We start from the raw sequence: 26,467 nt of genomic DNA, 5'->3' as shown, positions 1-26,467 counted from the left end.
TAACCATTGAGAAAACAAGTTCTCTTGCGGGTGAATTCCATGCCTCTTACCCTTCGTCTTGCCCTTCGCGACTGGGACTACGTGACGCCACTGATTTTGGGCGATGTTTCCTCTCCCAAACTCGATATCAAAGTCGATCGCGTCGGCACGCTGGATTCGAATTTCAGCAAGGGCGATACCTATGATGCCGCTGAAACTTCCTTCAGCCGCTATACGCAGATGCGCATAGAAGGTGACGAGAGCATTGTCGGCATGCCAAACTTCATCATGCGCGGCTTTCGCCATCGTTGCGTCATCACCACCAAAAGCAGTCCGATCACCAGCTTTGCGCAACTGGCCGGCAAGCGCATCGGAGTCACCGGCTGGCGCGACTCCGGCAACACCTGGACGCGGGCAGCGCTCCGGCGCGAAGGCGTCGGTGTCGAAGATGCGATGTGGTACGCAGGTCGCCTGACAGAGGCGCATCCGATCACCGATCGCCTCGATGGCTTTGGTCGTCCCGGCCGCATCGAGGCCGCCCCTGGCGAGCGGCCCATGGTGGATTTGTTGCGAGAAGGCGAACTCGATGCAGTCTTCACGCCCTTCATGCCGGATGGCTATTTTGCCGGCAATTCCGGCTTTCGCCAGCTGCTGCCCGATTTCCGCGCCGCCGAACATCGCTATTTCGCCGATGTGGGCTATGTACCGGGTATGCATCTTATCGGGTTCAAGGCGGCATTCGTCGCCGAGCACCCCTGGGTCATGGCGGAACTGAATGCGCTGCTCGATGAATCGCAGCGTGTCTGGCTGAACAAGCGGCGCAAATATGCTGACACCACACCCTTCATGCTCGACGAGCTGCTGAAATCGGCGGCAGAGCTACCCGAAGGCTGGGACGCGAGCGGTTTTGCCGCCAACCGCAAGATGATCGCCGATTTCGCTGAAGAGTTGCACGTACAAGGGATTCTGCCGCGGTTGATGACGCCCGAGGAGCTTTTCCCGCTCGACGTCGATGGCAGCGAGACAAGCAGCTCTAAAAACTAAGTAAATTCAAAGACGCAAAGCAAAAAGGGGAATAACTATGATCTTGAAGAAACTCACCTACATCGCAGCCGCAAGCCTGATGATGTCGGCATCTGCCTTCGCGGAGGACGCAGCATTGCCGAAACTTTCGGTCAACGCCGAACTGCATGCCAAGCTACCGGAAAGCATCCGCACGTCAGGCAAGATGGTATCTGTCAACAGCGGCTCCTTTCCTCCCTATGAAATCGTCAACGGCGCTTCCGATGTCACCGGCGCGGCTGCGGAGCTGACCAAGGCGATGGGTCAGATCCTCGGCATCCAGATCAGCCATGCGACGGTCGGCGGCTTTCCGGCCTTGCTCAGCGGCATCAATTCCGGCCGCTTCCAGTTTGCAGAAGGCCCGATTGGCGACTTTGCATCGCGCGAGGATGCCAACGACTTCGTCGACTACGTTCAGGAATTCGTCGTTTTTGCCGTCGAAAAGGGAAACCCCAAGGGCATCACCACACTTGATACGGCTTGCGGTCATCGCATCGCCGTGATGGCGGGCGGATCTGCTGAAAAGGTCATCAAGACCCAGGCCGAGAAATGCACGAAGGACGGCAAGCCGGCGCTTGAAGTGCAATCCTTCACGGACCAGCCGACATCGATCCTTTCCGTTCGTTCCAAGCGCTCGGACGCATTTTTCTCCTCGCAGGCACCGCTGACCTACTACGTTTCGCAAGCGAACGGGCAGCTTGAGCTTGCCGCCGTTGGCCAGAAGAACGGTTTCGACAACCTTTTCCAGGGCATCGTGTTGCCGAAGAATTCGCCGCTCAGCCCCATCATGCGTGATGCGATCAAGGAATTGATGGATAACGGCACCTATGCCGCCATCATGAAAAAATGGGGACTTGAGAACAACATGATCAAGGAACCTGGCATCAACCTGGCTGCGCAGGCGAGCAAATGACGGACGTAAAAAGAGACGATGCACCGCCGGCCACCGGCGGTGCAGATGCCGCGCAGCGTGATGTGGCGAATGCCCATACGCCGTTCCCGAAGGGTCGTGTCGCGGCCTGGATCGTGACTCTGTTGATCGCCGCCTATTTCGCTTGGTCGATCGCACATAATGAGAATTTTGGCTGGCACGTCGTCGCGCAATATTTCTTCGACCCTGTCGTCATCGATGGCCTCTATGTCTCGCTTGGCCTGACTGTCGTCGCCATGATCCTTGGCAGCGTGCTGGGCCTCCTCCTAGCGATCGCGCGACTGTCCAAGGATACGTTATCGAGTTCGCTCGCCTCGTTGTACATCTGGTTCTTCCGCGGGACGCCGCTGCTGGTGCAGCTGATCTTCTGGTATAATCTTTCGACGCTCTTTCCGACGCTATCGATCGGCATTCCCTTCGGACCAACCTTTGCGAGCTGGGATACGAATTCGGTGATCAGCCCGATGACGGCGGCAATTGCCGGGCTGGCGCTGAACGAGGCTGCCTATATGGCCGAGATTATTCGCGGCGGCCTGCTGTCGGTCGACAGAGGACAGTTCGAAACAGCCGAAGCCTTCGGCATGACACGGATCCGTGCATTGCGGCGCATTATCATCCCTCAGGCCATGCGCTCCATCGTGCCACCGACGGGCAATCAGCTTATCAGCATGATCAAGGCCACTTCGCTGGTCAGCGTCATTGCCATGGCCGACCTGCTCTATTCCGTCCAGTCGATCTACAACCGCACCTTCGAAGTCATCCCGATGCTGCTCGTGGCGGTTATCTGGTATCTGCTGATTACCTCGGTGCTGAACGTCGGCCAGGGTTACATCGAGCGTCACTATAGTCGCGCCGAGCGCCGTTCTGGTGCAACCAAGCCTGCAAAGGACACCGAGCAAGTCCTCGTTCCGGCACAGGAGGCGGGTCAATGAACGCAAATGTAAATCTGTCGCCGCTGGTCAGGGCTCGCAACGTCCATAAATCCTTCGAGAATCTCGAGGTGCTGAAAGGCATCGATCTTGATGTGACGCCCGGCGAAGTCGTGGTCATTCTGGGGCCATCCGGTTCCGGTAAGTCGACGTTCCTGCGCTGCATCAATCATCTGGAAGCCATCAATCGCGGCTCGATCGAAGTCGATGGCGAGCAGATCGGCTACCAGCTGACCAAAGGCCGGCTCGTCAGGCTTTCCAATCATGCGATCGCCCTGCAGCGGCGCAAGATCGGGATGGTGTTTCAGCAATTCAATCTTTATCCGCATATGACGGCACTTCAGAATGTCATCGAGGCACCGATCGGTATCCACGGCGAAAGCCGCAAGCAGGCGACCGAGTATGCGCGGGCGTTGCTCGACCGCGTCGGGCTTTCCGCCAAGGCCGATAATTATCCGCGGCAACTTTCCGGCGGCCAGCAGCAGCGCGTGGCAATCGCCAGAGCGCTGGCGATCAAGCCGAAGCTGATGCTCTTCGATGAACCAACGTCAGCGCTCGATCCCGAACTGGTCGGCGAAGTCCTGGCGACCATGCGCGATCTTGCCGAGCAGGGCCTGACGATGATCGTCGTCACCCACGAGATCGGCTTTGCCCGCGAGGCCGCGGATCGCGTGGTTTTCATGGATGGCGGCAAGATCGTTGAACAGGGCAAACCGGAGGATGTGATCGGCAATCCGCAGCATCCACGCACCCGCAGCTTCCTGTCGCGCTTCATCTAGGGCGACAGTTCCACCATTACCAAGGCCAGCAACGCTCTTGCCTGCGCGGCCCAAGCGAAGCATTGGAATAGTCATGACCCAAGATAACGATTTCGCCCGTCTCTCGGACTTTGAACCGATGAAAGCCGAGCTGACCGGTATCCGCCAGCATCTTCACGCCAATCCGGAGCTGTCTTTCGAAGAGACGGAAACCGCACGTTTCGTCGCTGAAAAGCTGGAATCCTGGGGTTACGAAGTGACCCGCAATGTCGGCGGCCATGGTGTCGTTGCCCGGTTGACGACCGGAGCCGGCAAGAAGAGCATCGCGATCCGCGCCGACATGGATGCATTGCCGATCCTCGAGCAGACCGGCCGCCCTTACGCCAGCAAAGTGCCAGGCAAAATGCATGCCTGTGGTCACGATGGTCACACCACGATGTTGCTCGGAGCTGCCGAATATCTGGCCCGTACGCGACGCTTCAGCGGCACCGTCAACCTTATCTTCCAGCCGGCGGAAGAGGCTGGCGCGGTGAGTGGCGCTCAGGCCATGATCAAGGACGGCCTGTTCGAGCGCTTTCCCTTCGACGCCATTTTCGGGCTGCACAATCATCCAGGCGCACCGGAGGGCAGCTGGCTGATGCGCTCAGGCCCAATGATGGCGGCAGCCGATACGGTCGAAATCACCATCACCGGCAAGGGCGGCCACGCCTCGCGGCCGCATCTGGCCATCGATCCCGTTGTCATCGCGTGTAATCTGGTCGTGAGCTTGCAGACGATCGTTTCGCGCAGCATCGATCCGACGCAAACAGCCGTCATCACCGTCGGCTCGATCCATGCTGGCGAGGCTTCAAACGTCATTCCCGAATACGCAAAGATGGCGCTTAGTGTCCGCTCTTTCGATCCGAAGATCCGCGAGCTTCTAGAAAAGCGGATCCGCAAGCTCACTGAATCCATCGCCGAAGGCTATGACGCCAGTGTCGAGATCGACTACATTCACGGCTATCCGGTCGTCGTCAACTCGCAGAAAGAGACCGAGTTCGCGCGCGCGGTGGCAGAAGAACTCGTCGGTCCTGAAAAGGTTGGCCTTTGTAATCTCATTCCTGGCAGTGAGGATTTCTCCTACTTCCTGGAGCGCAAGCCCGGAAGCTTCCTGCGTCTCGGCAACGGTCTGAACTCCGCAATGCTGCACAACGACAAGTATGACTTTGCCGATGAGAGCCTCACCGTCGGTGCCGCCATGTGGGCCCGATTGACCGAACGTTATCTCGACGCCTAGAGCAATTCCAGGCAAAGTGCGCAGCGGTTTTCCGTCCGGAATTGCGCGAAAACAAAGAGATAGAGCGGTTCGGGGATTCCGTGAAAAGCTGAACCGCTCTAGACACGACCTCCGACTTAAACCTTCAACGGCAAACATATTGCCCTGACCGATAGTGGTCGGGGCAATGCCAGTTCCGATGCAAGGTGAAGGGTAGAAGCCGTATCTCAGGCCCTGCTGCTCATGCGAGCACAAGGCGCCTCTTTAACAGGTCATTGGTCCGAAGTGCCGAGAGCGTCCGCTGCCGTCAACGTAGCGTTTTGGGGAGCTGCCGTCTTCAGGCTTGTCTGCATCTGCGTGTCCTGCGGCTGCATCAGCCGCCATTCGCTTTCCAGACGATCAACTACATACGTAGGAATCTCATTTCTTACGTTTTCAAACTCTGGCATCACGACCTCCATTATCATGCGATACTGGCATGACATGGAAGAGTTTTCTTGTAAATCAAGGCATTAAAAATTTTAAACGATTAAAATTACTTTAATCGTTTAAAATTTCGCCGGCTGTGGACAAGTTCCTTATTTGCGATGAATTTCGCCCAACCTGATCGACATCATCGCCTTTTGAGCAACTCAATTTCCAGTCCGATCAAAACCAATTGGCGGCTTCGCGGGGTGCGATCGCAGGGCTTCAAACTCGAAATCCTGGCTTCGCCAGCTTGAATCGTGCTGCTCCCGCATGGCGTCGGCCGATTGGCGCACGACTTCGGAAATCTGCGCAAGCTGCTTGGCAAGCGGACTGGTCTTGCGCCAGATCATACCGATAGTTCTCGAAGGCTGCGGACTTTGGAAGCGAACAGCGGAGACCGAGGCCGAACGCGTTTCAACTGCAACCGCCATTTCCGGTATCAACGTCACGCCGATTCCGGCGCTCACCATCTGCACGAGTGTCGACAGGGAACTTCCGTCCATCAGTTCTCTTGGCAAGGCAGATTGTATGTTGCAAAAAGATAGCGCCTGATCACGGAAACAATGGCCCTCCTCCAGAAGCAAAAGCCGCATTTCGCGCAATGCTTCGCGATTGGGCACGGGCTTGCCCGAATCTTCGCTCGGCCGCACGAGCACGAAGTTCTCGGTAAACAAGGCCACCTCGGTCAGCGATGGCTCGGAGACGGGCAAGGCGACGATCGCGGTATCAAGGCGCCCCTCAGCCAGTTCCTCGACAAGCTTCGACGTCAACGTCTCACGCACATGGATGTCCAGACCATCATACATGCTGGTCAAATTACCGATGATGGTCGGCAGCAAATAAGGCGCAACGGTTGGAATCACGCCGATCCGTAATCGTCCGACGGGCTGATTGCGAGACGTCCGCGCGAGGTCCGCCAATTCGTCGACAGAACGTAGAATCTCACGCACACGGGTAGCGAATGCTTCTCCGAAATTGGTCAATCGAACCTGCCTTGCGCCACGCTCGAAAAGATCGGTTCCGAGCTGCTCCTCCAACTCCTTGATCTGCATCGACAATGCTGGCTGCGAAATCGCACACACGTCTGCCGCACGCCCAAAATGGCCGTGTTTTGCCAAGGCTTCAAAATAACGCAACTGCTTCAGGGTGAGATTTGCCATAACTTCACCTTATCGCATCGATCAGGAAATCCAACTTAAATTAATCGAACAGCTTAGCTATAGTGCCGCCGCGGAGATGAGATATCCTCGCCGGTCATACAAAACCCGGATCGGGAGTGTTAACTGAAGCCGTTACCTGGTGCCCTGGATCGATCGAAAACTCAGGCGCCTCGATTTGATTTTGCTTCCGGCTGATCCGCGTCGTCGGAAGTCGGAAGACCACGAGATTGCATGTGTGTGACGCGCCGTCACCGCACCAGATGAAACCGAGCATCTTCCCGGGCGGGGTACCCCCGGTTGGATGATTCAGCCGCCATAAGGGAGAAAATTATGGACAATAAAGTTGAAACCGCGGGCAAGTGTCCGTTTCCGCATGGGGGCACCACTGCCTCCGTCCGGTCGAATCGTGACTGGTGGCCAAATCAGCTGAATCTCAAGATTCTTCATCAGGGCTCCTCCTTGTCCACGCCGATGGACACGGCATTCAACTATGCCGAAGAGTTCAAGAAGCTCGACCTGAATGCGCTCAAGCAGGATCTGTTCGCCCTGATGACGGATTCGCAGGAGTGGTGGCCGGCCGACTTCGGCCATTACGGCCCGCTCTTCATCCGCATGGCCTGGCACAGCGCCGGCACTTACCGCACCGGCGATGGCCGTGGCGGCGCATCTTCCGGCACGCAGCGCTTCGCACCGCTCAACAGCTGGCCGGATAACGTCAACCTCGACAAGGCTCGCCGCCTGCTCTGGCCGATCAAGCAGAAGTACGGAAACAGCATTTCCTGGGCCGACCTGTTGATCCTGACCGGCAATTGCGCGCTGGAATCCATGGGCTTCAAGACGTTCGGCTTTGGCGGCGGTCGCGAAGACGTATGGGAACCGGAAGAGGATATCTACTGGGGTGCGGAAGACACCTGGCTTGGCGACAAGCGTTACACCGGCGAACGCAATCTCGAAAACCCGCTCGCTGCCGTTCAGATGGGTCTGATCTACGTCAATCCGGAGGGCCCTAACGGCAATCCCGATCCTCTCGCCTCCGCTCGCGACATTCGCGAGACCTTTGCTCGCATGGCGATGAACGATGAAGAAACCGTCGCGCTGATCGCCGGCGGCCACACCTTCGGCAAGACCCACGGCGCCGGCGATGCGGCCCATGTTGGTCCGGAACCGGAAGGTGCCGACATCGAAGAGCAGGGCCTTGGCTGGAAGAACAGCTTCCGCAGCGGCAAGGGTGGCGACACCATCGGCAGCGGCCTGGAAGTCACCTGGACGTCGACGCCGACGAAGTGGAGCAACAACTTCTTCTGGAACCTGTTCGGTTACGACTGGGAACTGACGAAGAGCCCGGCGGGTGCTCACCAGTGGACCCCGAAGCATGGCGCAGGCGCCAACTCCGTTCCGGACGCGCATGATGCATCCAAGCGTCACGCGCCGGCAATGCTGACGTCCGATATCGCTCTGCGTGCCGATCCGGACTATGAGAAGATTTCGCGCCGCTTCTTCGAAAACCCGGATCAGTTCGCCGACGCGTTCGCCCGCGCTTGGTTCAAGCTGACGCACCGCGACATGGGTCCGCGCGTTCGCTATCTCGGCCCGGAAGTTCCCACCGAAGAACTCATCTGGCAGGATCCGATTCCGGATGCGGATTACGCAAAGATCGATGCCAATGATATCGACGCCCTTAAGCGCGAGATCGCAGCATCAGGCCTCACGATCCCGCAGCTGGTCTCGACAGCTTGGGCATCTGCATCGACTTACCGCGGCTCGGACAAGCGCGGCGGAGCCAATGGTGCTCGCATTCGCCTCGCTCCGCAGAAGGATTGGGAAGCCAATCAGCCGGCTCAGCTTGCTTCCGTGCTGAACACGCTGGAAGGCATCCAGAAGAAGTTCAACGATGCCCAGACCGGCGGCAAGAAGGTATCGCTGGCCGATCTGATCGTCCTCGGCGGTTCCTCGGCCATCGAGCAGGCTGCAAAGAAGGCCGGCCATGATGTGGTCGTCCCCTTCGTCGCGGGTCGTACCGATGCATCGCAGGAGCAGACGGATGTCGAGGCCTTCGCGGTTCTCGAGCCGATCGCTGACGGCTTCCGCAACTATCAGAAGGGAGCGTACACCGTTTCCACGGAAGAACTGCTGGTCGACAAGGCTCAGCTGCTCACGCTGACGGCGCCTGAATTGACTGTTCTGGTGGGTGGCCTGCGTGCGCTCAACGCCAACGTCAACCAGTCGCAGCATGGCGTCTTCACCAAGCGCCCGGAAGCACTGACCAACGACTTCTTCGTAAACCTGCTCGACATGAGCACGGAATGGAAGGCCGTTTCCGACGCCAAGGATGTCTTCGAAGGCCGCGATCGCGCAACCGGCGAAGTCAAGTGGACGGCCACGCGTGCCGATCTTGTCTTCGGCTCCAACTCTCAGTTGCGCGCACTCGCTGAACTTTATGGCCAGGCGGATGCCGGACAGAAGTTCGTTCGCGACTTCGTGGCGGCCTGGACGAAGGTCATGAACGCTGATCGGTTCGATATCGCTTGATGTCGAAATAGTAGACATATACTCGGACGCGACCTGCCTCAGGTCGCGTCCGGGCATCGATGATGATGCGCTTTTCGGGCCGATCGATGTGAGTGAATTAGACAGCTGGAGACGTTGAACAGCAAAGCGGCATTACCTTCGTTTTTACATACGATCGATTAGCCATGCACCGAAATCGCGCTCTGAACCTTGTCTCTTTCGAACCAGGCATTCAATCTTTCGCGCGCGGGTTGCTCAACTAGGTAAAAGCTGATCGACGCACAGCAAATAGCAAGGGCTAATGCGATCGGTTGTGCGATAACTCCCCCAAGCGCCGCGACATGGAATGGTTGCTGCCATATGTAAAGCGAGAAGGACATCCGTCCGATCTGCCGGATAAGAGGGCCTTCAAACAACGCCTTCGAAAATCGTGTCGATTGCCCGAGCGCGCAAACAGCGACCGACATCAGCAAGGCTTTCGCACCGAAGAAAGCCCAGGCTGAATCGCCAAAAACACGTAGTATCACCCCGCCAAAGAATCCGAGAGGTACGATCCAGGTCAACCTCGGCTGATTGAGAAGCTCGCCAAACAGAAGGAAGATTGCCGCAGAGATCAATATGGGCGCTGTGGCCACATCCGTCGGCCAGAATACGACAAACGGATTCCGGCCATAGATATCGTATTGAACGATGCCATTCGCAAGCGCTGCAATACCCAATGCGAGAACGCTCAGTCCGATAACGCGGATGCTTGCTCCACGCAACAGCACGGCCATAATTACGAGCAGCACATAGCTTTGCTCTTCAACGCATAGCGACCATATATGGTCGAACGTCGGTACGAAGGTACCGCTTTCGATTATCAGATAGTTCAACGTGAAGGTCAGCGCGCCGAAGATACCGATAGCACCCGGGCTTATGGAAGTTGGTGCGAGCAAGATTCCACTGACGAAAACGAAGACAAATAAGGCGGGATAGACGCGAGTAAAGCGCCGGAAAAAGAAGCGTCGAAGCGGCATTTTCCGCAAAAAGAGTATCTCTGCCATAAGGCGACCAGAGAGAACGAAGAACAGATCAACACCCGACGAACCAAGATTGGGAAAATAGCCATCGCCGCCGAAATGGCCTATCAAGACGAGCATGACCGCGAACCCGCGCCAGCCGTCGAGTGCAGGAATATGGGAATTCTTTTCAACATTAGACATGGATGGCTGCCGGATTACTGATCTCCAGACAACATCGTAGGCTGCTTCAATTAATAGTTTCGATAAACTTGGTCGTCCAACGCTGAGATCGAGTTAAGGACGGGTGCGGCAAACTTAGGTGAAGCGGCGCTCTGCCGGGCGCCGCCGGACGTCAAATTTTCTGCCGGAAGGTCAGACTAATACTGGTTGCGATTGGCTGCCGCGGCCAGGGCCGCGCCGATCCAGGATGCCACGACGGCTAGAGCGAGAGCGATGCAGGCGGTGAATGCACCGGCCGATACGATTTTTGCTGTTGCCGAGGCCGCTTCTGCGGCGTGTGCTTTCGCCGCATCAACGGACTGGTGGTATTGCTGCTCGTATTGCGTAACCTCGTTCCTTGCCTGATCGGTCGGTATGTTCTGTGCACGTGCCAACGCATCAACGGCACGGCTACGTGCATCATCGGCCTTTGCGGGATCACCGGTGAGGACAGCTTGAACCGCAACGATTGCCGCTTGACGTAACGCCTGAGGATCGTTGCCGCTATCGCGAATTTGCTGCGTGATCGCATCCATCGGGTTGGACATATTACCGATGGCTGGCGCAGCGCTGACGATTGCAGTCTGCACCGTTTTGCCAGTCCCCGACAGGAGTTCCGCGACACCATGAAACGCTCCGCCGACAATTGCGCCGACCGATGTAGTCAGCAAATAGACGACAATCAGCATGGAAACCGCCCAAGCGGCCAATCCGTGCAAGGCAGCGATGGTGGTCGAGATCGCCCCGGAAAGACGGCTGGCGACATAACCACCGGCAAAGGATGCGACCAGACCGGAGCCGATGAACCATGCAGCTCCAGACAGCGAGGCCGTTAAGCCGCTTGCAGTTCGCACACTCCCGGGATCGATAACCGCTGCCCCGATGCCGACACCCAGCAGATTGAGCGCAATCTGCAATGCTAGGGTAATCGCGCATGCCGCAAGGATCGCGCCCCAGGAGGTTCGTCTCAGAAACGGAGTATCTGCTGATGAGAGGAAGCTGGTGTTGTAGCTGGATTCACTCACGGGACTAACCTCGCGACACGTTTCAGGGAGCCGGCCATCGACTGTTGACCTGCTGATGTTCGGGTTGGGACTGGATGCGAAAGGAATGGCAACGGCGCGCGATTGCGGATTGCGTCGCCGTTGCCGGTCGCCGTCAGCTGGCTGGACTCAGCTGCAGGCGAGAGACGCCGGCTGCGACGTTGAGGCCGGTTCCGGCCTCCGCACTCAGCGGCTGTAGGGCAAAATTCTTGGAATTCCCGCCGACCAAGGCGTTCGCACCGAGGCCGAGACCGACGGAGGCGCCGACCGAAGCACCAACATATGTGCCGGCAAGAGCACCATCGCCGACGCGCGTCGGTGCGGTATTGACGACGATCCAGCTGAGATACGACTTGCCGGTTATTCCGACATCGATACCGAGCTTACCGATCGTCCCGGTGTAGCGCTCGACTTTGCCGGATCTCTGCTTGAACGTGCAGCTGACTTTCTTGCTGGAGCCGATAATCATCCCCACACCGCCGGCAACTTCGCAGGACAGCGTGCCCAGGCGTTCCTTTGGCTCGGCTGCGACTTCCGCCGGCCGCTTCTTGGGATGGTGATGCGTGCTGGCGGCGGAAGCAGCAGACGTCAAGGCAACAGACATCATCACTGCCGCAATAAGGATCTTTTTCATGGTTTTCTCTCTCAAAAGAGCACAGTAAGGCCCTCGATCTTCTCAGACCGTGTGCTCAGGCGCCGATTTTCGATTGGCCTGACGACCCTCGATCAGCACGAATGGCAATATTGTTGACAATACGCATTCCGGCATATTCGCCGGCAATCGCGAGCGCCCGCTCACGAGCTGTGTCGGAGGATGCGACGCCCGAAAGGACGACGGCGCCGTCGATCGCAGCAACGTCGATCTCAGAGTCTTCGAGTCCATCGGCATAGGCAATCAGGCACCGAATAGCTGCACAGTTTGCGCAGCTATCAGACGATGTCGTCGGCGATGAAAGCTTGGCCAGAAAAAGCATCGTAGAGCCTCGGCGAGATCGCAGGAGCGGTTACCCTCGTGTCCGTCAATTTAACGGAGCGCGTTCTTGACGGCGTCCGTGACCTTGCCGATCTTGGTCTGGATCTTACCCTCGACCTTTTCGGCGGCACCCTCCGCCCTTAGGCGATCATTGCCGGTCAGCTTGCCCGCGACTTCCTTGATGGAGCCGCTTGCTTCCTTGACTGCGCCTTTGACACGATTCTTATCCATTGTCGTTTCTCCTTTGGTCTATTCAAAAGAAGAGGTAGCGGCATCAAACCGAAACCATGAACAAGGAAATAGGGCTGCCACGCGTGCACTTGGAGAGCAGGAACTACTATTCATATTAGTAGAAAATAGCCTTTTTAAGACCTTCGGCGCATATTTCTCGCGATAACGTCGCCACCAGTCCGCGTGGGCATTCATGGTTTTTGCGCCTTTGGCGATGCCGACACACCATTAAAACCGCGCTCTCTCGCCCATATGACGACTGAGGAGCGCCTGTTGACTCCGATTTTTGCATAGAGCGACGCAACATGGTTGCGAATGGTATTCTTGGAAAGATGCAGCGTCTCGCTCATCTCGGCATCGCTTTGACCCCGACAGATCAGTGCAAGGATTTCTCGCTCGCGATCGCTAAGGTCGAGAAGCTGCGCGGACGGCACTTTGCCGTTGGATGCCTGGCGCAAAGTCGCAAGCCGGTCGACGATCGAGCGGCTAAACCATGAGGTGTCCGCCATCACGCTTTCAATGGCTTCAACCAGCTCCGATTCACTGCGGCGGCGTTCCGTAACATCCTGCAGTGACCAGATGATGCATTGCTGATCATTGATTTCGACACGCTCGGCCGAAACGAGACACTCCGCCGTTCCGCCATCCCTCAGCTTCATCCGCATCGCTTCGTCGCGAAGCGGCATATTGTCCGCCAGTTTCTTTTCCATGGCCCGCCGTGCCGAAATGTCTTCCCACAAGCGCAGCTCGCTGGCAGTCTTCCCGATAATCTCCTCAAGCTTATAGCCCGACAGCTGCACAAAGGCGTCGTTGACCTCGGTGAACACCAGATCGTCCAGGCGGGAAATCGCCGTGGGCGCAGGAGACAGGCGGAATGATTTCGAAAATCGCTCCTCGCTCTGGCGAAGCGCATTCTGGGCCTTTCGCCGCGCATCCAGATCGGCGAATGTGAACAGCATGCAGGGCTCCTCACCCACAGCGATCGGCTCACCGGCGACGATCACGAGCCGGTCACCACCCTTCGGCAGCGGGATCAGCGCCTCTCGCTGGCGGATCAAGCGCCCGTCTGCAAGTTTGGAAAGAGCGTCCTCGCCCGTATCGCAATTGCTAAAAAGGCCGATTTCGTCGACGGTTTTCCCGATTACGTCCTCCTTGGCATAATCGGTCATCTCGACGAAGCCCTGATTGGCACGGATGAAGCGAAAGTCGTCCAGTCGACAGATCAGACCGGGCGCGGGGTTGGCATTAAAGGCGCGCTCGAAGCGCTCCTCCGCCTCGAACAATGGCGTCTCGTCTCGAATGACAAGCGCAAGCACATCCGGCCGGGCACCGGCATCAGCGATGATCAGGCTGCGCACCGTGTGAACCCAGACGAGATCCAGATCCGCAGCCGGCGATATCTCCACGGTGACTTCATCCACCGTTTCGCCGTTCAACAGCCGCTCGATCGGATACTGCCCTTCATCCAGAAGGTGATTGTTGCGGTAGCGCAGCGTGAAAGCCTGTCGATAGCCGATGGCGTCTCCGCCCAGTTCATCCACAGCGGAAATCCGATGCATCTGCAGCGCAGCGCTGTTCGCCCAGGAAATAGTCCCCTCGGGATCGAGGAGAATGATACCGTCGCTTAATCCTGCAACGAGTTCGCGCAGGACGTTCCTATTGACGTTCGGCGGCTGCAATCCGTCGCTCATGCTGTTCCCCTTCGTGGCGTCGGCCAATTACATAGGAGAAAGTGCAGTTAAGAAAAGCGACGAGGACCCGACAGTCAACGCAGACGTACGCCAATCAGGAAATCTTTCTGTTCGTCACTGGGTAATCCACACAAGCGGCCGGCACCGCATTTTGCAGGAACAGCGGCAAAGGAACTGAATGGACCGGCATTGTCAAAGCATCCAACGTTGCCGTCTGTTCCGGTGATAGCTGAACGTTGAGCGCTCCGAGGTCGTCCTGGAGCTGTTCCAGAGTATGCACGCCGATGATGGCAGACGAAATGCTGGGACGCGCCAAGACCCACGCCAAGGCGACACGGGCAGTGGTTGTCTCCAGTTCGCCCGCAATGCGGATCAGCGCATCAACGATCTCAAGATGCTGCTCCTCGGGATGCTGGGCAAACCAGGGCGCAGGCTTGGATTTCACGCTCGCGATGTTGTCGCGGGTATATTTGCCGCTGATCAAGCCGCCACTCAGCGGAGAGTGCGAGACCACACCAAGGCCCATGCCACGCGCCATCGGGATAAGCTCGGACTCAAACAGTCGTGCTGCCAGTGAGTATTCGATCTGAAGCCCGATGAACGACGCCCACTCATGGAGTTGCGCAAGCACGTGCGCGTGGGCGACCTTCCATGCCGGCGCATCCGAGATGCCGAAGTAGCGCAGTTTTCCGGATTGAATGAGGCTATTCAGTGCCGCCAATATTTCATCCAGCGGCGTTTGCATGTCCCAGTTGTCGAGCCAATAGAGATCAAGATAATCCGTTCGCAAGCGGCGCAGAGTTTGCTCGCATGCCGCGATTATGGCGTCGCGCCCGAGCCTGACACCAGGCTCGTCGACGCAAAACTTTGCAGCGATGACCAGCCGTTGTCGATCGATTGCTTTCTGCAAGAGGCAATCACCGACAACCGTCTGCGAACCCGGTTTGGCCTCTTCTCTGCCTGAGTCAAGGTAGTTGCCGCCAAGGCCAAGATAGTGTTCCAGGATCGCCGCTGGCTCGTTGACGCGCGACTGCCACTCAAACCCCTCCCCGAACGTCATGGTGCCCAAAGCAAGCGGACTGACGCGCAAGCTCGACCGGCCGAGCACGGCGTAATCATCAAGTTGCATTCACTGTCCCCCAGTGCGCCTGGAATATATATACATAAAATCTGATATATATGTAATGGTCTCCGATAAAAGGAATTAGACGTCAATTCATGATTTTACTATTCCGGATTCCGGACAATGGGTCGCACCCGACACAAGGTCGCTTGACGGCGGATCAGCGATCGTCCCGATGGCTTCCTTTATGCTTTTCAGGCAGGCAAGAGCGCAACATGTGAGTCAAGGGCGATAGCGCAACGCATCGACGAGAAGGGAAAATGCCGCCGAAGGTTGCCGCCTGCTCGGATAATAAAGATGATAGCCGGGGAATGGCGGGCACCAGTCATCGAGAACCCGGATCAGCCGGCCGCTGGCCACATCTTCTGCGACATGATCTTCCGTGACGTAACCAAGTCCCAACCCCGCTTTGGCTGCTCGCACGATCATGCCGATATTGTTTGAAACAAGCTGGCCATCCACTCGGACACGCAGCTCGCGACCTTCCTTCTCCAGCTCCCATGCATAGAGGCCACCAGCGGTCAGCAAGCGCAGATTGATGCAATTATGGTCCGCCAGATCACCCGGCGCTTTCGGCTGAGGATGCCTGGCGAGATAATCGGGAGAGCCGACAATCACCATTCGAACGTCGGGGCCGATTTTGACAGCGATCATATCCTTGGCCAGCGCCTCGCCGAGGCGCACGCCTGCATCGAACCGTTCGGCCACGATATCGCGAAATCCGGAATCAATGCTCAGTTCGATATTGATGTCGGGATATTGCGGCAAAAGGCGTTCGATCGCAGGCCAGAGAACGGTCGTGGCAGCATGTTCCGAAGTCGTGATACGGATCGTGCCGGCTGGTTTCTCACGCAATTCGCTCAAGGATGCGAGTTCCGCTCCAATGCTGTCCAGTGCCGGACGAAGCGTGCCGAGCAGTCGCTCTCCCGCCTCGGTAGGCGCAACGTTGCGGGTCGTACGCGTCAACAAGCGCACGCCAAACCGCGCCTCCAGACGCCGGATCGTGTGGCTAAGAGAGGACTGAGATGTGCCAAGTTTGGCGGCCGCCCGCGTGAAGCTCATTTCTTCGGCGACGACGGCAAACGCATTCAGATCGACAAGTTCCTCGCGCTGCATTCATGAACTCCGAATATGATTGCATGCGGTTCATATCGTATGGTTCCATCAATCCAACAAGTCTAAACTCCACCGGGAGGCAGCCTTGATTGCAATTCCCCGGAAGAAAGGCATCTCGCTTATCACGCGAGCGGATCAAGAAATGCCGGGCGGCACTATTTGGAAAGATAGACTATGAGACCTTATGTTATCTGCCACATGATCTCATCCATCGACGGTGGGCTGCATCCGAGCCGGTGGACGGAAAGTCCCGATGGACAGCGCAGCGATTGGTCAGCGCTTTATCAATCGTGCCATGAAAAGCTCGAGGGCGATGCCTGGATGGTCGGCCGCATCACGATGGCCGAAATGAGCAAGGGTAATCCACATCCGCCCCATAGCTACGACAAAGTCCACCGGCCCTCTCACTTCGCCGATCGCGAGGCTGCGCAGTATGCTGTCGCTGTCGACATGTCGGGCAAATTGCACTTCACGGGCAATGAGATCGATGGAGATCACATTGTCGTTCTGCTTGGTGCGGATGTGCCGGATAGCCACCTTGCCGAATTGGCAAGCGATGGCATTTCATACATCGTTTCGCAGCAGTCGCAGCCGGATCTTGAGATGATGTTCGACACGCTCAATCAGGAACTCGGCATTGAGCGCCTCTTGCTGGAAGGGGGTGCGGGTATCAACGGCTCCTTATTAGCCCAAGGTCTTGTGGACGAGATCAGCGTGCTTGTTGCACCCGCACTAGACGGTCGTTCTGCAAGCCAAAGCATCGTTGAATTCGGCGAGGAAGGACTGGCGGACAAAGTACAGCTTTCCCTGAAAAGCTGTGACGTCTTGGATTATGGCGTGATCTATCTTCGTTACGCGGTCTCGGTCGCCTAAAGCAGGACCGAGACCCATGTCACGATCATATGACCGGGCTGGAAGGCCGCTATTGCAGGCGACTTCCACCCTGGTTTAACGTCAAAGTGTATCGCGATCTGCAAGATTCGCGTCCAGCGCCGCCAGCTTCGACTTTACTAAAGTCCTTGTCGCCCAGCGCTTTCGCGTGACATATTAGCGGCCGGTCGTCTTCATCAAATGCTCGGGATAGCGCTCCCCTTCGACCTTGATAGCGGCGGCCGCGCCATGGATTTCATTGAGATCGGACACGCTCAGCTCGACATCTGCTGCCGCCAGGTTTTCCTCGAGGCGATGAAGCTTCGTCGTTCCTGGGATGGGGACGATAAAGGGCTTTTGCGCCAGCAACCATGCCAACGCGATCTGCGCAGGCGTCGCGTTTTTCCGGTCTGCGATCTGTTGCAACAGATCGACCAGCGCCTGGTTCTTCTCCAGGGCTTCAGGCGTGAAGCGCGGCAGGATTTTTCGGAAATCATTGTCCCCGATCTGCGTGTCCTTGCCGATCGCTCCTGTCAGGAAACCCTTGCCGAGGGGGCTATAGGCAACGAGACCAATGCCCAGTTCCTCGCAGGCCTGCAGGATTCCGTTGGTTTCGGGTCCGCGTGTCCAAAGCGAATATTCGTTCTGAAGTGCTGTGACCGGCTGCACTGCGTGGGCGCGGCGCACGGTCTGCGCACCCGGTTCGGACAGGCCAAAATGCTTCACCTTGCCCGCGGCGATCAGATCCTTGACCGTACCGGCAACATCCTCGATGGGCACCTCGGGGTCGACCCGGTGTTGATAGAGCAAATCGATAACCTCGATGCCCAGCCGCTTCAGCGACGCATCCACCACGTCGCGAATATGCGAGGGACGGCTATTGAAGCCGTTCATCTTGCCATTCTCGATATGAAAACCGAATTTCGTCGCGATCACGACCTCATCGCGGACAGGCCTCAAGGCCTCGCCGACGATTTCCTCGTTTGTGTAGGGGCCGTAGACTTCTGCCGTGTCGAAAAAAGTAACACCGCGATCAACCGCATCACGAACGAGCTTGATGCTTTCCGTTCTGCCAAGCGCATGGCCGTAGCTGAAATTAAGGCCCATGCAGCCAAAACCGAGGGCGGAAACCTCAAGGCCACTATTTCCAAGGACACGCTTCTTCATCGCATTTCTCCTGCTCCGGCGAGCATTTCAGGTTCGATGCGGATACCATATGCGAAGCGCCACTTAACGATTAGGCGACATAATCGGCATGCGGTCATATTCATCTTTCATGAATACCGAAGACCAGCACCCTTTGCGCGCATAGCGGACGATTGGACGTCCAGCACGGATTTTGGCCAGGGGTTGTTGCCCTCTCGCAGCCAGGAGAGGGTATCCATCCAGAAGCTGGTCGCATAGCTGTCGTGAAAAAGAGCGAAGTGACCGATCGAATCCCGGCCGAGATCCGACGGCTCGAGCAAGACGGCCAAACGTTCCGCGCCGCTATAATAGTTTAGGGATCGGAGAACAGCGGGCACGGTGCCGAGCTCGTCATCGGAGACGGCAACCGCCAGGATCGGAGCCGTCACCGCCGCCATCCGCCGCAACACCTCCGCCCTCTCTCCCTTCGGATGGCTGCGCTCGAAACAAGGGCCGCGAAAACTCCACTCGTTTGCGACGGCTTTTGGCAAATCCTCTAACCAGCCCAGTCTCTTCCCTGGGAAATACCCATAAAGCGCCGTCATCGCCGGCATGGCGATATGCCATTTGGCAAACAGACGAAGGCGCCGGCGAGGCGCATAGTCTCCCCACCACGCATATTGCGCCCCGACGGTCAGAATCCGGTCGACCATTGGCGCGCTCTTGGCCAGCCCGGGCAGAAAGCCGCCGATACTATGGCCGACGACCATCAGCGGCCCGCGGCGATGACGATCGGCCATCAATCGAAGCGTCGCCTCAAAATCCTGCTCACCCCACTCGCGCCAAAGATAGCGAACGCCCTGCAGACGCTGCGGGCGCGACTGGCCAATGCCACGATAATCGAAGGTCAGCACATCAAACCCGTGCCGTGCCAGAAATTGCGCGTAGCGATGATAGTAGCGGGCGAGGACGCCTGTCGCCGGATTGATAATGACGCTGCCGCTCGGAGTGTCGCTCGGCGTGCGCCAGAGATGCCCGCCAAGCATCACGCCATCCTGGCAACGAATGGATACGGACTGACCGTTTGCGGCTGGCGCTTGAACTGCTTTGTCGCTCATGCTTGTCAGCATGGGGTGAATGCGTTAGCGTGTATATTCACTACCCGGTATACTTGGACCATGAAAGACAATAGCCTGCCGACACGCGACCGTATCCTACAGGCGGCCGGAAAACTGTTCCATCGCGACGGCATCCGCGCCGTCAGCGTCGATGCGATTGCCGAGAAAGCCGGCGTCACGAAACGCACGCTCTATTATCATTTCCGTAGCAAGGATGATCTGATCGCGGCGCATCTGCAAACGCGGGACGAGCCGAACCTTGCCCTTTTCAAGCGCTGGTTCGACGAAGCGGAGGGCGATGTCTCCGGAAAGGTTGCCGGCATTTTTCGCCAGCTGGCGCACTCCGCGCGCAGTGCAAAGTGGAAGGGGTGCGGCTTCCTGCGCACATCCGTAGAACTGATCAATCTTCCCGGCCATCCGGCGCTCGTCGTCGCGCGCGCTCATAAAAAACGCGTGGAGGATTGGCTCGCATCGACCTTCACAAAAGCCGGAGCTAGCAGCGAGGCAGCATCACTCGCCCGCCAGGTCATGCTGCTTCTGGATGGCGCATTCTCCGTCGTTTTGCTGCATCGCGACCCAAGCTACATGGAAACGGCGGCAGAGGCCGCGGCCGATCTGGTCAGGCACGGGATCAGCAATTCAAACTTATCTGCCGTGCCACCTACCGGCCGAACGACGTGATCAGATAGGGCTGATAGACGTCAGCATCGTCAGGTGCACCGATCAGCGGCTGGTTTGCCTGATCATCACTGCCCTTGTCGTTCGTCTTATCCAACTGCTGCTTGAGAGCGCGCGTCACTTTATCGTTGCGTTCGGGATTCTTCGCACTCTCGATGACATCCAAAAGCGACAGACCCAGCTTATCCAGCCCGAGATCGTGTTCGATGGCGTTGACTTCGCTCGGCTCCAGCTGCCGATAGGCTTTCAGCATGGCCTTGGCGAAATCGTCCATCGAAGGATAGTCTTCATGCTCGACGCCCAAAGCTTTGCCCGTGCGATAGATGAGATCGAGTTTCATCTTCGTTACATCGGTCTTGCCGTTGACGCTAAAAATTGCCTCGGAGATTTTGGACTGTTCTGATGTCGGTTGTTTGGAAACGCTCACCATCTTCGTTTGGCCGGTCGCCACTGCAATCAGACCGTCCGATACAGATTGAGAGCGCTGCGGCGTGACAGCGCCGGCATTCATCTGTTTCAAAATCGCGAGGGCCGCAGACGGTGTGGGCGGAATTAAGGTCATCGCAAATCCTCAATTGCCTCGGCTTCTCCCTCATGGAAGCTTGGCAGCAACCCTATCCCTTCATGCGATAGTCGACATCGATATTACTATCAAGGGTTGGTTAAGACTTGAATAATTGGGTGTATCTATCGCCGAATAATACTCTCAGGGTTGTATTTCTCGTAAAGTCACGGGGAGAATTCGGCGTTGCATGCCGACCGAAACGTGTCCGGCCATGCTATCAATGATATTTGGAGCGTTCCCGATCGAGAATTGCCGGGGCGTCGAGTCCGGCAATCGGTCGTGAAAGATCGCGCGAGATCTCACCGGCAAGCTGCAAATCGAGATAGCGGGCACAACAGACCCGCAGGAACGAAGTGAAATTGCCGAGATCATGACCGGCGTCTATCGATTCGTGGTGCAGCTTTGTGATCAACTGCACCACATTCATACCGTCACGCCGCGCGATTTCCTCCAGCTTGGACCAGAAGAAATTCTCCAGCCTGACGCTCGTTACCATGCCATCGATGCGCAAGGAGCGCGTCGTGCTTTCCCAGAGCTTGTTATCTGCCTTGATGAACAATTCGCACATCGATGCCTCCCCGCTACGACTCAGGCTGCGTCAGCTTCCGACAACGCGGCAGCATCGAGGACCGCCATAAATTGCCTCAGCCATGATGGATGCGCTGGCCACGCCGGCGCGGTAACGAGGTTACCGTCCGCCACCGCATCATTGATGGCGATGTCGGCATAGCGACCCCCGGCAAGCTCGACTTCGGGCCGACAGGCCGGATAGGCCGAGCAGGTGCGTCCCTTGAGTACGCCGGCAGCCGCCAGCAATTGTGCGCCATGGCAAATGGCTGCAACGGGTTTATTGGCCTCGAAGAAATGATGAACCGCCTTGATGACTTCCGGATTCAGGCGGAGATATTCCGGCGCCCGGCCACCCGGGATGACGAGCGCATCATAATCTTCGGCGCGAATGCTGGCAAAAGTCGCATTCAATGCGAAATTATGACCCCGCTTTTCGGAATAAGTCTGATCGCCTTCGAAATCGTGAATGGCAGTCGCCACCGTCTCACCGGCATTCTTGCCAGGGCAGACGGCATGGACCGTATAGCCGCAGGCAAGCAGCGTCTGGAACGGAACCATGGTCTCATAGTCTTCGGTGAAATCACCTGTTATCATCAGGATCTTTGCTGCTGGCATCGTTTGCTCCTCCCTCAAAACCAACAGGCCTATCCTAACAAAGAAATCTCCCCCACGGGTATTAGACGAATACTACACCGAGTTTATCGGGCAGCCGGCTTGCCGCCGATATCGGGGATCGCACAGGCCTCGCCGCCGCCAAAGAGGCGCGAGCGGGTGAGAAATCTCTTCTCCCGCCCATTGTCGAGCGAGAACATGCCACCGCGTCCCGGCACGACATCGATAATGAGCTGCGTGTGCTTCCAGGCCTCGAACTGGCTGCCGCTGATGTAGACAGGCACTCCGCCAATCTCGCCGAGTTTGACGTCGTTGTCGCCGACCATGAATTCGTTCGCCGGATAACACATCGGCGACGAGCCGTCACAGCAGCCCCCGGACTGATGAAAGAGGATATCGGGGTGGTCTTCCTGTATCTCGCGAATGAGATCGAGCGCCTTTTCTGTCGCCAGAACCCTTGGCTCGGTGCCTATGTCGTCCATAACCGTCCTCCTTGATCGATTGTCATGCGCGAAGGCTCCCGGCCGCGACCGGGAGCCTCGTTGGCTTCATTGGGAGGTCTCAGAAGAAGCCGAGTGCCTTGGGGCTGTAGCTGACCAGCATGTTTTTGGTCTGCTGGTAATGATCGAGCATCATCTTGTGCGTCTCGCGACCGATGCCCGATTGCTTGTACCCGCCAAAGGCGGCGTGCGCCGGATAGGCATGGTAGCAATTCGTCCAGACACGGCCGGCCTGGATTTCACGGCCGAAGCGATAGGCGCGGTTGCCGTCGCGAGTCCACACGCCGGCACCGAGGCCATAGAGCGTGTCGTTGGCGATTTCGAGCGCGTCCTTCTCGTCCTTGAAGGTCGTGACCGATACGACAGGACCGAAGATCTCCTCCTGGAACACACGCATCTTGTTGTGGCCCTTGAAGATGGTCGGCTTGATGTAATAGCCGCTCGACAGCTCGCCGCCGAGATCGGCGCGCGCGCCGCCCGTCAGCACTTCAGCGCCTTCCTGCCTGCCGATATCGAGATAGGAGAGGATCTTCTCCATCTGCTCGCTCGAAGCCTGCGCACCGATCATGGTTGCGGCATCCAGCGGATTGCCTTGCTTGATGGCTTCCACGCGCTTGACGGCCCGCTCCATGAAGCGGTCGTAGACCGATTCCTGGATCAGCGCGCGACTGGGGCATGTGCAGACCTCGCCCTGGTTGAGGGCGAACATTGCAAAGCCTTCGAGCGCCTTGTCGAAGAAGTCGTCATCTTCAGCCGCGACGTCAGCAAAGAAGATGTTCGGCGACTTGCCGCCGAGTTCGAGCGTGACGGGGATGAGGTTCTGGCTGGCATATTGCATGATGAGCCGGCCTGTCGTCGTCTCACCGGTAAAGGCGATCTTGGCGATGCGCGGGCTAGTCGCCAGCGGCTTGCCGGCCTCAAGGCCGAAACCGTTGACGATGTTGAGCACGCCGGGCGGCAGAAGGTCGCCGATGAGCTCGGCCCAGACGAGCAGCGAGGCTGGCGTCTGTTCCGCGGGCTTGATGACGACGCAATTGCCGGCGGCAAGTGCCGGCGCAAGCTTCCAAGCGGCCATCAGGATCGGGAAGTTCCAGGGAATGATCTGGCCAACGACGCCGAGCGGCTCATGGAAGTGATAGGCGACGGTGTCATGGTCGATTTCGCCGATCGAACCTTCCTGGGCACGAATGCAGGACGCAAAGTAGCGGAAATGATCGATGGCGAGCGGAATATCGGCCGCCATGGTTTCACGGATCGGCTTACCGTTGTCCCAGCTTTCGGCCTGCGCCAGCACTTCCAGCTTGTCTTCCATGCGCTGGGCGATTTTCATCAGGATATTGGAACGTTCGGTGGTGGACGTCCGGCCCCACTTGTCCTTTGCCGCATGTGCGGCATCGATGGCGGCGTTGATATCCTTTTCGTCAGAGCGCGGTATCTCGCAGATCTTGCCACCGGTGATCGGCGTGAGGTTGTCGAAATATTTTCCACCAATCGGCTCGCGCCATTCGCCGCCGATATAGTTGCCGTATTTCAGCTTGAACGGAGATTCGACGATCTTCTGATGCAGCATGCCATCCTCCCTTGGTTGGCAGGTTCGGTGAGCGAACCCAATGGGAAGAAATTTGCGTCGATATGCCTTTGGGGGATAGCCTGACCATGTCGTGCCGCAGCGCACAGTGTCGCAACTCTGCGACAGCTCCTTCGCACAATTGGCATTGCAGGCACTTCAGTGAAGATTAAGCCGCTTCATTTTCCTATGCAGCGTCGAGCGGCTCATGCCGAGCGCCCCTGCCGCTTGCGATACATTGCCGTTGGCACGAGAAAGGGCGCGCAGCAACGCGGCGCGTTCCGCCTCCATGAGGTCCGCACCCGCCTCACCCTGCTGTTCCCGCAGGACGTCGGAGGCCGGAATTCCGGCTTCGATACGAAGATCATCCAATTTCAACGCAACGCGCGCGGCCTTCGTCGCGCCAAGCACGAGATCATTGCGGTCAACGGCAAGAAGCGCCGAGGTGGAAGCCGTATCCGTCGGGACCATGATGAAACGGGCACCGGCGAATGCGCTCCTGAAAAGGTTCAGCTCGATGCGTAAAGCCGCATCCCGAACGGTCTGCGACAGGATCGCCACAGTCGCATCGTTGACGTCATCTCGGCAGGTCGAAATATCCAGCGCGCCCACCAGCTGGCCCCGATGATCGCGGATCGGCGCGGTCGTGCAGCTCAAGTCGATATTGGAGCAGAAGAAATGCTGATCCCGGAAGATGGTGACGGCCCGCTCGTCGGCAAGAGCCGTACCGATACCGTTCGTCCCAATGCTTGCTTCCGTCCAGATCGAACCGGTCCACAGACCAAGCGCGTGGAACTCCTTGTCATCGCCGGCAGCGCCACGACGCTCAAGCGCTATACCATCCTTGTCCGTCAGCAACAGGCAGCATCCCGCCTTGCCGACTGCGAGGAAGAGACGATCCAACTCGAGGGTCGCCTCGGCGACCAGGCGCTGGGAGCGCTCAGCGGCAATCGCGAACTCCTGCTGCGTCAGCCGCATGGGCAAGCGCGTCTCTTCCGGCGCGAGGCGATGCATCAACATGCATCGTCGCCAGGAAGCGGCAACGGACGAACTGGCCGACGCGGATTGCGCCGACGCGTAAACCTGATCCGCATGCGCGGAATATTCGTGCATCTGGCTCCTCCCACCGAACGCAATAGTAATTGTCGCTAAAAAAGCGGTTTTACGCAATCCTCCGCCGGTTCTTTCACCACGGTCGGCTCACTGGCACCGTATCCGGCTGATTTAAAATCCTTTTCGACTGGGACCGATACTCAAGGCCGGTAAATCCACAGCGTCGTGGCGGATCCCAGACCCTTTAAGTCGCCATGGCCTCCCCGAACCCAAGAATGCTCTTTCAGGCGACTGTCAGCGTACGTCTATAGCGATGCCCCCGGTGAACAGTCGGAGCTCGAGGCCCAATTTTCATGAATTACCGCATCAACGGTCAATCGCGGCCTCCCTCTCATGAAAAACGCGCAAGGAGTTGCGCTCTATGAAGAAGGGCCTGTCCAACACCGCGAATTCGTGTCGGACGCGGGCGATGAGCGGCATCAAGCGTCTCTTCATCAAGCCGACACGCGAGGTGCCTGCAAATCGGGCTTTTCTCGAACGGCCGATGCTGATCATCGGCATCTTCCTCTTGCTGTCCATATTGATCCTGACGGTAGCCGATTATCCGCTTGCGATCTGGATGAAATCCTTTCCTGGACAACTGCGCGGCATGGCCAAGTGGATCAGCGGCCTCGGCACTGGGCTTCTGGTGCTTTCGCTGAGCGGCGGCCTTTTGATGTCGGCCGCTCTCGTGCCAGCTGAGAAGTTGAGGAAAACTGCCCGGATAAGCTCGAAGCTCGTCGCGACATCGTCCGCATTCATCTTCATATCTGTCGCCGGGGGTGGTCTTGTTGCTTCTCTTCTGAAGAATATCATTGGCCGGGCCCGACCAAAATTCATCCAGGTGGACGGCGTCTTCTATTTCCGGCCCTTTTCGTTTCACGCAGACTTCGCCTCCTTTCCGTCGGGGCATTCCGCGACAGCGGGCGCGATGGCGATATCCCTGGCATTGGTCTTCCCACGGCTTCGCCCGATTGTCGTGCCGACAGGCATCTTAATCTGCTTGTCGCGCCAGTGGGTTGGTGCCCATTGGGCGAGCGATACGTTTATGGGTTGGGGTGTCGGCGTCGCCTTCACCTTATGGCTCGCGCATGCTTTTGCACGCCGGGAGCTGCTTTTTACCTACAGCTCGGATGGGTATCTTTGCCTCGATAAATGCTACAAAACCATGCTCCCAAACCTGGGTGCGCTGTTCAACGCGAGCCTCTTTAAAACAATGCAGCGTAGCGTCCGAGCCGACAGAGCACGCACGGCGAAACCTGAACTTCTACCGTAACGGACCGGAAGACGGGACAGATAACGGCAACCTAAATTATTGAA

27 protein-coding genes are annotated in these 26,467 nt (G+C 57.6%); 9 read left to right on the top strand and 18 right to left on the bottom strand.

Annotated elements, in window-relative coordinates; all coding sequences use genetic code 11:
* Window positions 1-39 precede the first annotated feature (39 nt).
* From HGP17_RS16615 to HGP17_RS16595, 5 genes are all read left to right on the top strand, one after another.
* The gene (locus HGP17_RS16615) at window positions 40-1,023 is read left to right on the top strand and encodes a nitrate ABC transporter substrate-binding protein (RefSeq protein ID WP_168810826.1); all 984 of its coding nucleotides are present in this window, start codon (window positions 40-42) and stop codon (window positions 1,021-1,023) included.
* A 37-nt stretch (window positions 1,024-1,060) separates the two neighbouring features.
* Complete coding sequence (locus HGP17_RS16610; RefSeq protein ID WP_168810824.1) at window positions 1,061-1,954, top strand: ABC transporter substrate-binding protein; 894 nt, start codon at window positions 1,061-1,063, stop codon at window positions 1,952-1,954.
* Window positions 1,951-2,904 carry an amino acid ABC transporter permease gene (locus HGP17_RS16605; protein WP_168810822.1) on the top strand — a complete coding sequence of 318 codons (954 nt, stop codon included), beginning with the start codon at window positions 1,951-1,953 and terminating at the stop codon, window positions 2,902-2,904. The genes HGP17_RS16610 and HGP17_RS16605 overlap by 4 nt, the downstream gene beginning before the upstream one ends.
* Window positions 2,901-3,680, top strand: coding sequence for an amino acid ABC transporter ATP-binding protein (locus HGP17_RS16600; RefSeq protein WP_168810820.1), 780 nt, complete (start codon window positions 2,901-2,903; stop codon window positions 3,678-3,680). Before HGP17_RS16605 ends, HGP17_RS16600 begins: the two co-directional genes overlap by 4 nt.
* Window positions 3,681-3,753: 73 nt before the next feature.
* Complete coding sequence (locus tag HGP17_RS16595; RefSeq protein ID WP_168810818.1) at window positions 3,754-4,935, top strand: M20 aminoacylase family protein; 1,182 nt, start codon at window positions 3,754-3,756, stop codon at window positions 4,933-4,935.
* A gap of 251 nt (window positions 4,936-5,186) precedes the next feature.
* On the opposite strand, the gene HGP17_RS16590 is transcribed toward HGP17_RS16595, so the two are convergent.
* Window positions 5,187-5,363 (bottom strand): hypothetical protein, encoded by a 177-nt coding sequence (locus HGP17_RS16590; protein ID WP_168810816.1) that lies wholly within the window; start codon window positions 5,361-5,363, stop codon window positions 5,187-5,189.
* 183 nt (window positions 5,364-5,546) lie between these two features.
* Complete coding sequence (locus tag HGP17_RS16585) at window positions 5,547-6,542, bottom strand: hydrogen peroxide-inducible genes activator (protein ID WP_168810814.1); 996 nt, start codon at window positions 6,540-6,542, stop codon at window positions 5,547-5,549.
* A 330-nt stretch (window positions 6,543-6,872) separates the two neighbouring features.
* Here HGP17_RS16585 and katG point away from each other — a divergent pair, with 330 nt between their 5' ends.
* Window positions 6,873-9,071 (top strand): catalase/peroxidase HPI, encoded by a 2,199-nt coding sequence (gene katG, locus HGP17_RS16580; RefSeq protein ID WP_168810812.1) that lies wholly within the window; start codon window positions 6,873-6,875, stop codon window positions 9,069-9,071.
* Window positions 9,072-9,229: 158 nt separating this feature from the next.
* On the opposite strand, the gene HGP17_RS16575 is transcribed toward katG, so the two are convergent.
* From HGP17_RS16575 to HGP17_RS16540, 8 genes are all read right to left on the bottom strand, one after another.
* Window positions 9,230-10,255, bottom strand: coding sequence for an acyltransferase (locus tag HGP17_RS16575; RefSeq protein WP_168810810.1), 1,026 nt, complete (start codon window positions 10,253-10,255; stop codon window positions 9,230-9,232).
* 176 nt (window positions 10,256-10,431) lie between these two features.
* Entirely contained in the window at window positions 10,432-11,298 is an 867-nt protein-coding gene (locus HGP17_RS16570) for a PhnA-like protein (protein ID WP_168810808.1), read from the bottom strand.
* Between the two features lie 133 nt (window positions 11,299-11,431).
* On the bottom strand, window positions 11,432-11,950 hold the full coding sequence (locus HGP17_RS16565; protein ID WP_168810806.1) for a DUF992 domain-containing protein: 519 nt from the start codon (window positions 11,948-11,950) through the stop codon (window positions 11,432-11,434).
* Between the two features lie 55 nt (window positions 11,951-12,005).
* On the bottom strand, window positions 12,006-12,290 hold the full coding sequence (locus tag HGP17_RS16560) for a BON domain-containing protein (RefSeq protein ID WP_168810804.1): 285 nt from the start codon (window positions 12,288-12,290) through the stop codon (window positions 12,006-12,008).
* 50 nt (window positions 12,291-12,340) lie between these two features.
* Entirely contained in the window at window positions 12,341-12,520 is a 180-nt protein-coding gene (locus tag HGP17_RS16555; RefSeq protein ID WP_168810802.1) for a CsbD family protein, read from the bottom strand.
* Window positions 12,521-12,711: 191 nt separating this feature from the next.
* On the bottom strand, window positions 12,712-14,211 hold the full coding sequence (locus tag HGP17_RS16550) for a helix-turn-helix transcriptional regulator (RefSeq protein ID WP_168810800.1): 1,500 nt from the start codon (window positions 14,209-14,211) through the stop codon (window positions 12,712-12,714).
* A 94-nt stretch (window positions 14,212-14,305) separates the two neighbouring features.
* Window positions 14,306-15,340 (bottom strand): aldo/keto reductase, encoded by a 1,035-nt coding sequence (locus HGP17_RS16545; protein ID WP_168810798.1) that lies wholly within the window; start codon window positions 15,338-15,340, stop codon window positions 14,306-14,308.
* A gap of 216 nt (window positions 15,341-15,556) precedes the next feature.
* Window positions 15,557-16,450 carry a LysR family transcriptional regulator gene (locus HGP17_RS16540; RefSeq protein WP_168810796.1) on the bottom strand — a complete coding sequence of 298 codons (894 nt, stop codon included), beginning with the start codon at window positions 16,448-16,450 and terminating at the stop codon, window positions 15,557-15,559.
* A gap of 174 nt (window positions 16,451-16,624) precedes the next feature.
* Here HGP17_RS16540 and HGP17_RS16535 point away from each other — a divergent pair, with 174 nt between their 5' ends.
* Complete coding sequence (locus tag HGP17_RS16535) at window positions 16,625-17,323, top strand: RibD family protein (RefSeq protein ID WP_168810794.1); 699 nt, start codon at window positions 16,625-16,627, stop codon at window positions 17,321-17,323.
* 174 nt (window positions 17,324-17,497) lie between these two features.
* Here the strand turns inward: HGP17_RS16535 and HGP17_RS16530 are convergent, their stop codons facing one another.
* Together HGP17_RS16530 and HGP17_RS16525 are read right to left on the bottom strand one after the other, a co-directional pair.
* Window positions 17,498-18,487: an aldo/keto reductase gene (locus HGP17_RS16530; RefSeq protein WP_168810792.1), complete on the bottom strand. Its 990-nt coding sequence runs from the start codon at window positions 18,485-18,487 to the stop codon at window positions 17,498-17,500.
* A gap of 107 nt (window positions 18,488-18,594) precedes the next feature.
* Entirely contained in the window at window positions 18,595-19,563 is a 969-nt protein-coding gene (locus HGP17_RS16525; RefSeq protein ID WP_168810790.1) for an alpha/beta fold hydrolase, read from the bottom strand.
* 60 nt (window positions 19,564-19,623) lie between these two features.
* Between HGP17_RS16525 and HGP17_RS16520 the strand changes: the two genes are divergently transcribed.
* Window positions 19,624-20,244: a TetR/AcrR family transcriptional regulator gene (locus tag HGP17_RS16520; protein WP_168810788.1), complete on the top strand. Its 621-nt coding sequence runs from the start codon at window positions 19,624-19,626 to the stop codon at window positions 20,242-20,244.
* On the opposite strand, the gene HGP17_RS16515 is transcribed toward HGP17_RS16520, so the two are convergent.
* From HGP17_RS16515 to HGP17_RS16490, 6 genes are all read right to left on the bottom strand, one after another.
* The gene (locus tag HGP17_RS16515; protein WP_168810786.1) at window positions 20,225-20,803 is read right to left on the bottom strand and encodes a hypothetical protein; all 579 of its coding nucleotides are present in this window, start codon (window positions 20,801-20,803) and stop codon (window positions 20,225-20,227) included. The genes HGP17_RS16520 and HGP17_RS16515 overlap by 20 nt on opposite strands.
* Window positions 20,804-21,023: 220 nt before the next feature.
* Window positions 21,024-21,374 (bottom strand): ribbon-helix-helix domain-containing protein, encoded by a 351-nt coding sequence (locus HGP17_RS16510; protein WP_168810784.1) that lies wholly within the window; start codon window positions 21,372-21,374, stop codon window positions 21,024-21,026.
* 20 nt (window positions 21,375-21,394) lie between these two features.
* The gene (locus HGP17_RS16505) at window positions 21,395-21,991 is read right to left on the bottom strand and encodes a DJ-1/PfpI family protein (RefSeq protein ID WP_168810782.1); all 597 of its coding nucleotides are present in this window, start codon (window positions 21,989-21,991) and stop codon (window positions 21,395-21,397) included.
* A gap of 83 nt (window positions 21,992-22,074) precedes the next feature.
* Window positions 22,075-22,470 (bottom strand): DUF779 domain-containing protein, encoded by a 396-nt coding sequence (locus tag HGP17_RS16500; protein WP_168810780.1) that lies wholly within the window; start codon window positions 22,468-22,470, stop codon window positions 22,075-22,077.
* Between the two features lie 79 nt (window positions 22,471-22,549).
* On the bottom strand, window positions 22,550-24,058 hold the full coding sequence (gene adh, locus HGP17_RS16495; protein WP_168810778.1) for an aldehyde dehydrogenase: 1,509 nt from the start codon (window positions 24,056-24,058) through the stop codon (window positions 22,550-22,552).
* 156 nt (window positions 24,059-24,214) lie between these two features.
* Window positions 24,215-25,168, bottom strand: a complete 954-nt coding sequence (locus HGP17_RS16490) for a helix-turn-helix domain-containing protein (RefSeq protein ID WP_168810776.1) — start codon at window positions 25,166-25,168, stop codon at window positions 24,215-24,217.
* A 409-nt stretch (window positions 25,169-25,577) separates the two neighbouring features.
* Between HGP17_RS16490 and HGP17_RS16485 the strand changes: the two genes are divergently transcribed.
* Window positions 25,578-26,423: a phosphatase PAP2 family protein gene (locus HGP17_RS16485; protein ID WP_246704122.1), complete on the top strand. Its 846-nt coding sequence runs from the start codon at window positions 25,578-25,580 to the stop codon at window positions 26,421-26,423.
* The last annotated feature ends 44 nt before the right edge of the window (window positions 26,424-26,467 follow it).

Source organism: Rhizobium sp. P38BS-XIX, assembly GCF_012641435.1.
Classification (GTDB): Bacteria; Pseudomonadota; Alphaproteobacteria; order Rhizobiales; family Rhizobiaceae; genus Rhizobium.
The sequence above is the reverse complement of the archived record's forward strand: the minus strand, read 5'-3'. Positions and strand labels throughout refer to the sequence as shown.

Coding starts and splice junctions, on each gene's coding strand:
- HGP17_RS16615 (WP_168810826.1), top strand. CDS start 40: ATGCCTCTTACCCTTCGTCTTGCCCTTCGCGACTGGGACTACGTGACG.
- HGP17_RS16610 (WP_168810824.1), top strand. CDS start 1,061: ATGATCTTGAAGAAACTCACCTACATCGCAGCCGCAAGCCTGATGATG.
- HGP17_RS16605 (WP_168810822.1), top strand. CDS start 1,951: ATGACGGACGTAAAAAGAGACGATGCACCGCCGGCCACCGGCGGTGCA.
- HGP17_RS16600 (WP_168810820.1), top strand. CDS start 2,901: ATGAACGCAAATGTAAATCTGTCGCCGCTGGTCAGGGCTCGCAACGTC.
- HGP17_RS16595 (WP_168810818.1), top strand. CDS start 3,754: ATGACCCAAGATAACGATTTCGCCCGTCTCTCGGACTTTGAACCGATG.
- HGP17_RS16590 (WP_168810816.1), bottom strand. CDS start 5,363: ATGCCAGAGTTTGAAAACGTAAGAAATGAGATTCCTACGTATGTAGTT.
- HGP17_RS16585 (WP_168810814.1), bottom strand. CDS start 6,542: ATGGCAAATCTCACCCTGAAGCAGTTGCGTTATTTTGAAGCCTTGGCA.
- katG (WP_168810812.1), top strand. CDS start 6,873: ATGGACAATAAAGTTGAAACCGCGGGCAAGTGTCCGTTTCCGCATGGG.
- HGP17_RS16575 (WP_168810810.1), bottom strand. CDS start 10,255: ATGTCTAATGTTGAAAAGAATTCCCATATTCCTGCACTCGACGGCTGG.
- HGP17_RS16565 (WP_168810806.1), bottom strand. CDS start 11,950: ATGAAAAAGATCCTTATTGCGGCAGTGATGATGTCTGTTGCCTTGACG.
- HGP17_RS16560 (WP_168810804.1), bottom strand. CDS start 12,290: ATGCTTTTTCTGGCCAAGCTTTCATCGCCGACGACATCGTCTGATAGC.
- HGP17_RS16555 (WP_168810802.1), bottom strand. CDS start 12,520: ATGGATAAGAATCGTGTCAAAGGCGCAGTCAAGGAAGCAAGCGGCTCC.
- HGP17_RS16550 (WP_168810800.1), bottom strand. CDS start 14,211: ATGAGCGACGGATTGCAGCCGCCGAACGTCAATAGGAACGTCCTGCGC.
- HGP17_RS16545 (WP_168810798.1), bottom strand. CDS start 15,340: ATGCAACTTGATGATTACGCCGTGCTCGGCCGGTCGAGCTTGCGCGTC.
- HGP17_RS16540 (WP_168810796.1), bottom strand. CDS start 16,450: ATGCAGCGCGAGGAACTTGTCGATCTGAATGCGTTTGCCGTCGTCGCC.
- HGP17_RS16535 (WP_168810794.1), top strand. CDS start 16,625: ATGAGACCTTATGTTATCTGCCACATGATCTCATCCATCGACGGTGGG.
- HGP17_RS16530 (WP_168810792.1), bottom strand. CDS start 18,487: ATGAAGAAGCGTGTCCTTGGAAATAGTGGCCTTGAGGTTTCCGCCCTC.
- HGP17_RS16525 (WP_168810790.1), bottom strand. CDS start 19,563: ATGAGCGACAAAGCAGTTCAAGCGCCAGCCGCAAACGGTCAGTCCGTA.
- HGP17_RS16520 (WP_168810788.1), top strand. CDS start 19,624: ATGAAAGACAATAGCCTGCCGACACGCGACCGTATCCTACAGGCGGCC.
- HGP17_RS16515 (WP_168810786.1), bottom strand. CDS start 20,803: ATGACCTTAATTCCGCCCACACCGTCTGCGGCCCTCGCGATTTTGAAA.
- HGP17_RS16510 (WP_168810784.1), bottom strand. CDS start 21,374: ATGTGCGAATTGTTCATCAAGGCAGATAACAAGCTCTGGGAAAGCACG.
- HGP17_RS16505 (WP_168810782.1), bottom strand. CDS start 21,991: ATGCCAGCAGCAAAGATCCTGATGATAACAGGTGATTTCACCGAAGAC.
- HGP17_RS16500 (WP_168810780.1), bottom strand. CDS start 22,470: ATGGACGACATAGGCACCGAGCCAAGGGTTCTGGCGACAGAAAAGGCG.
- adh (WP_168810778.1), bottom strand. CDS start 24,058: ATGCTGCATCAGAAGATCGTCGAATCTCCGTTCAAGCTGAAATACGGC.
- HGP17_RS16490 (WP_168810776.1), bottom strand. CDS start 25,168: ATGCACGAATATTCCGCGCATGCGGATCAGGTTTACGCGTCGGCGCAA.
- HGP17_RS16485 (WP_246704122.1), top strand. CDS start 25,578: ATGAGCGGCATCAAGCGTCTCTTCATCAAGCCGACACGCGAGGTGCCT.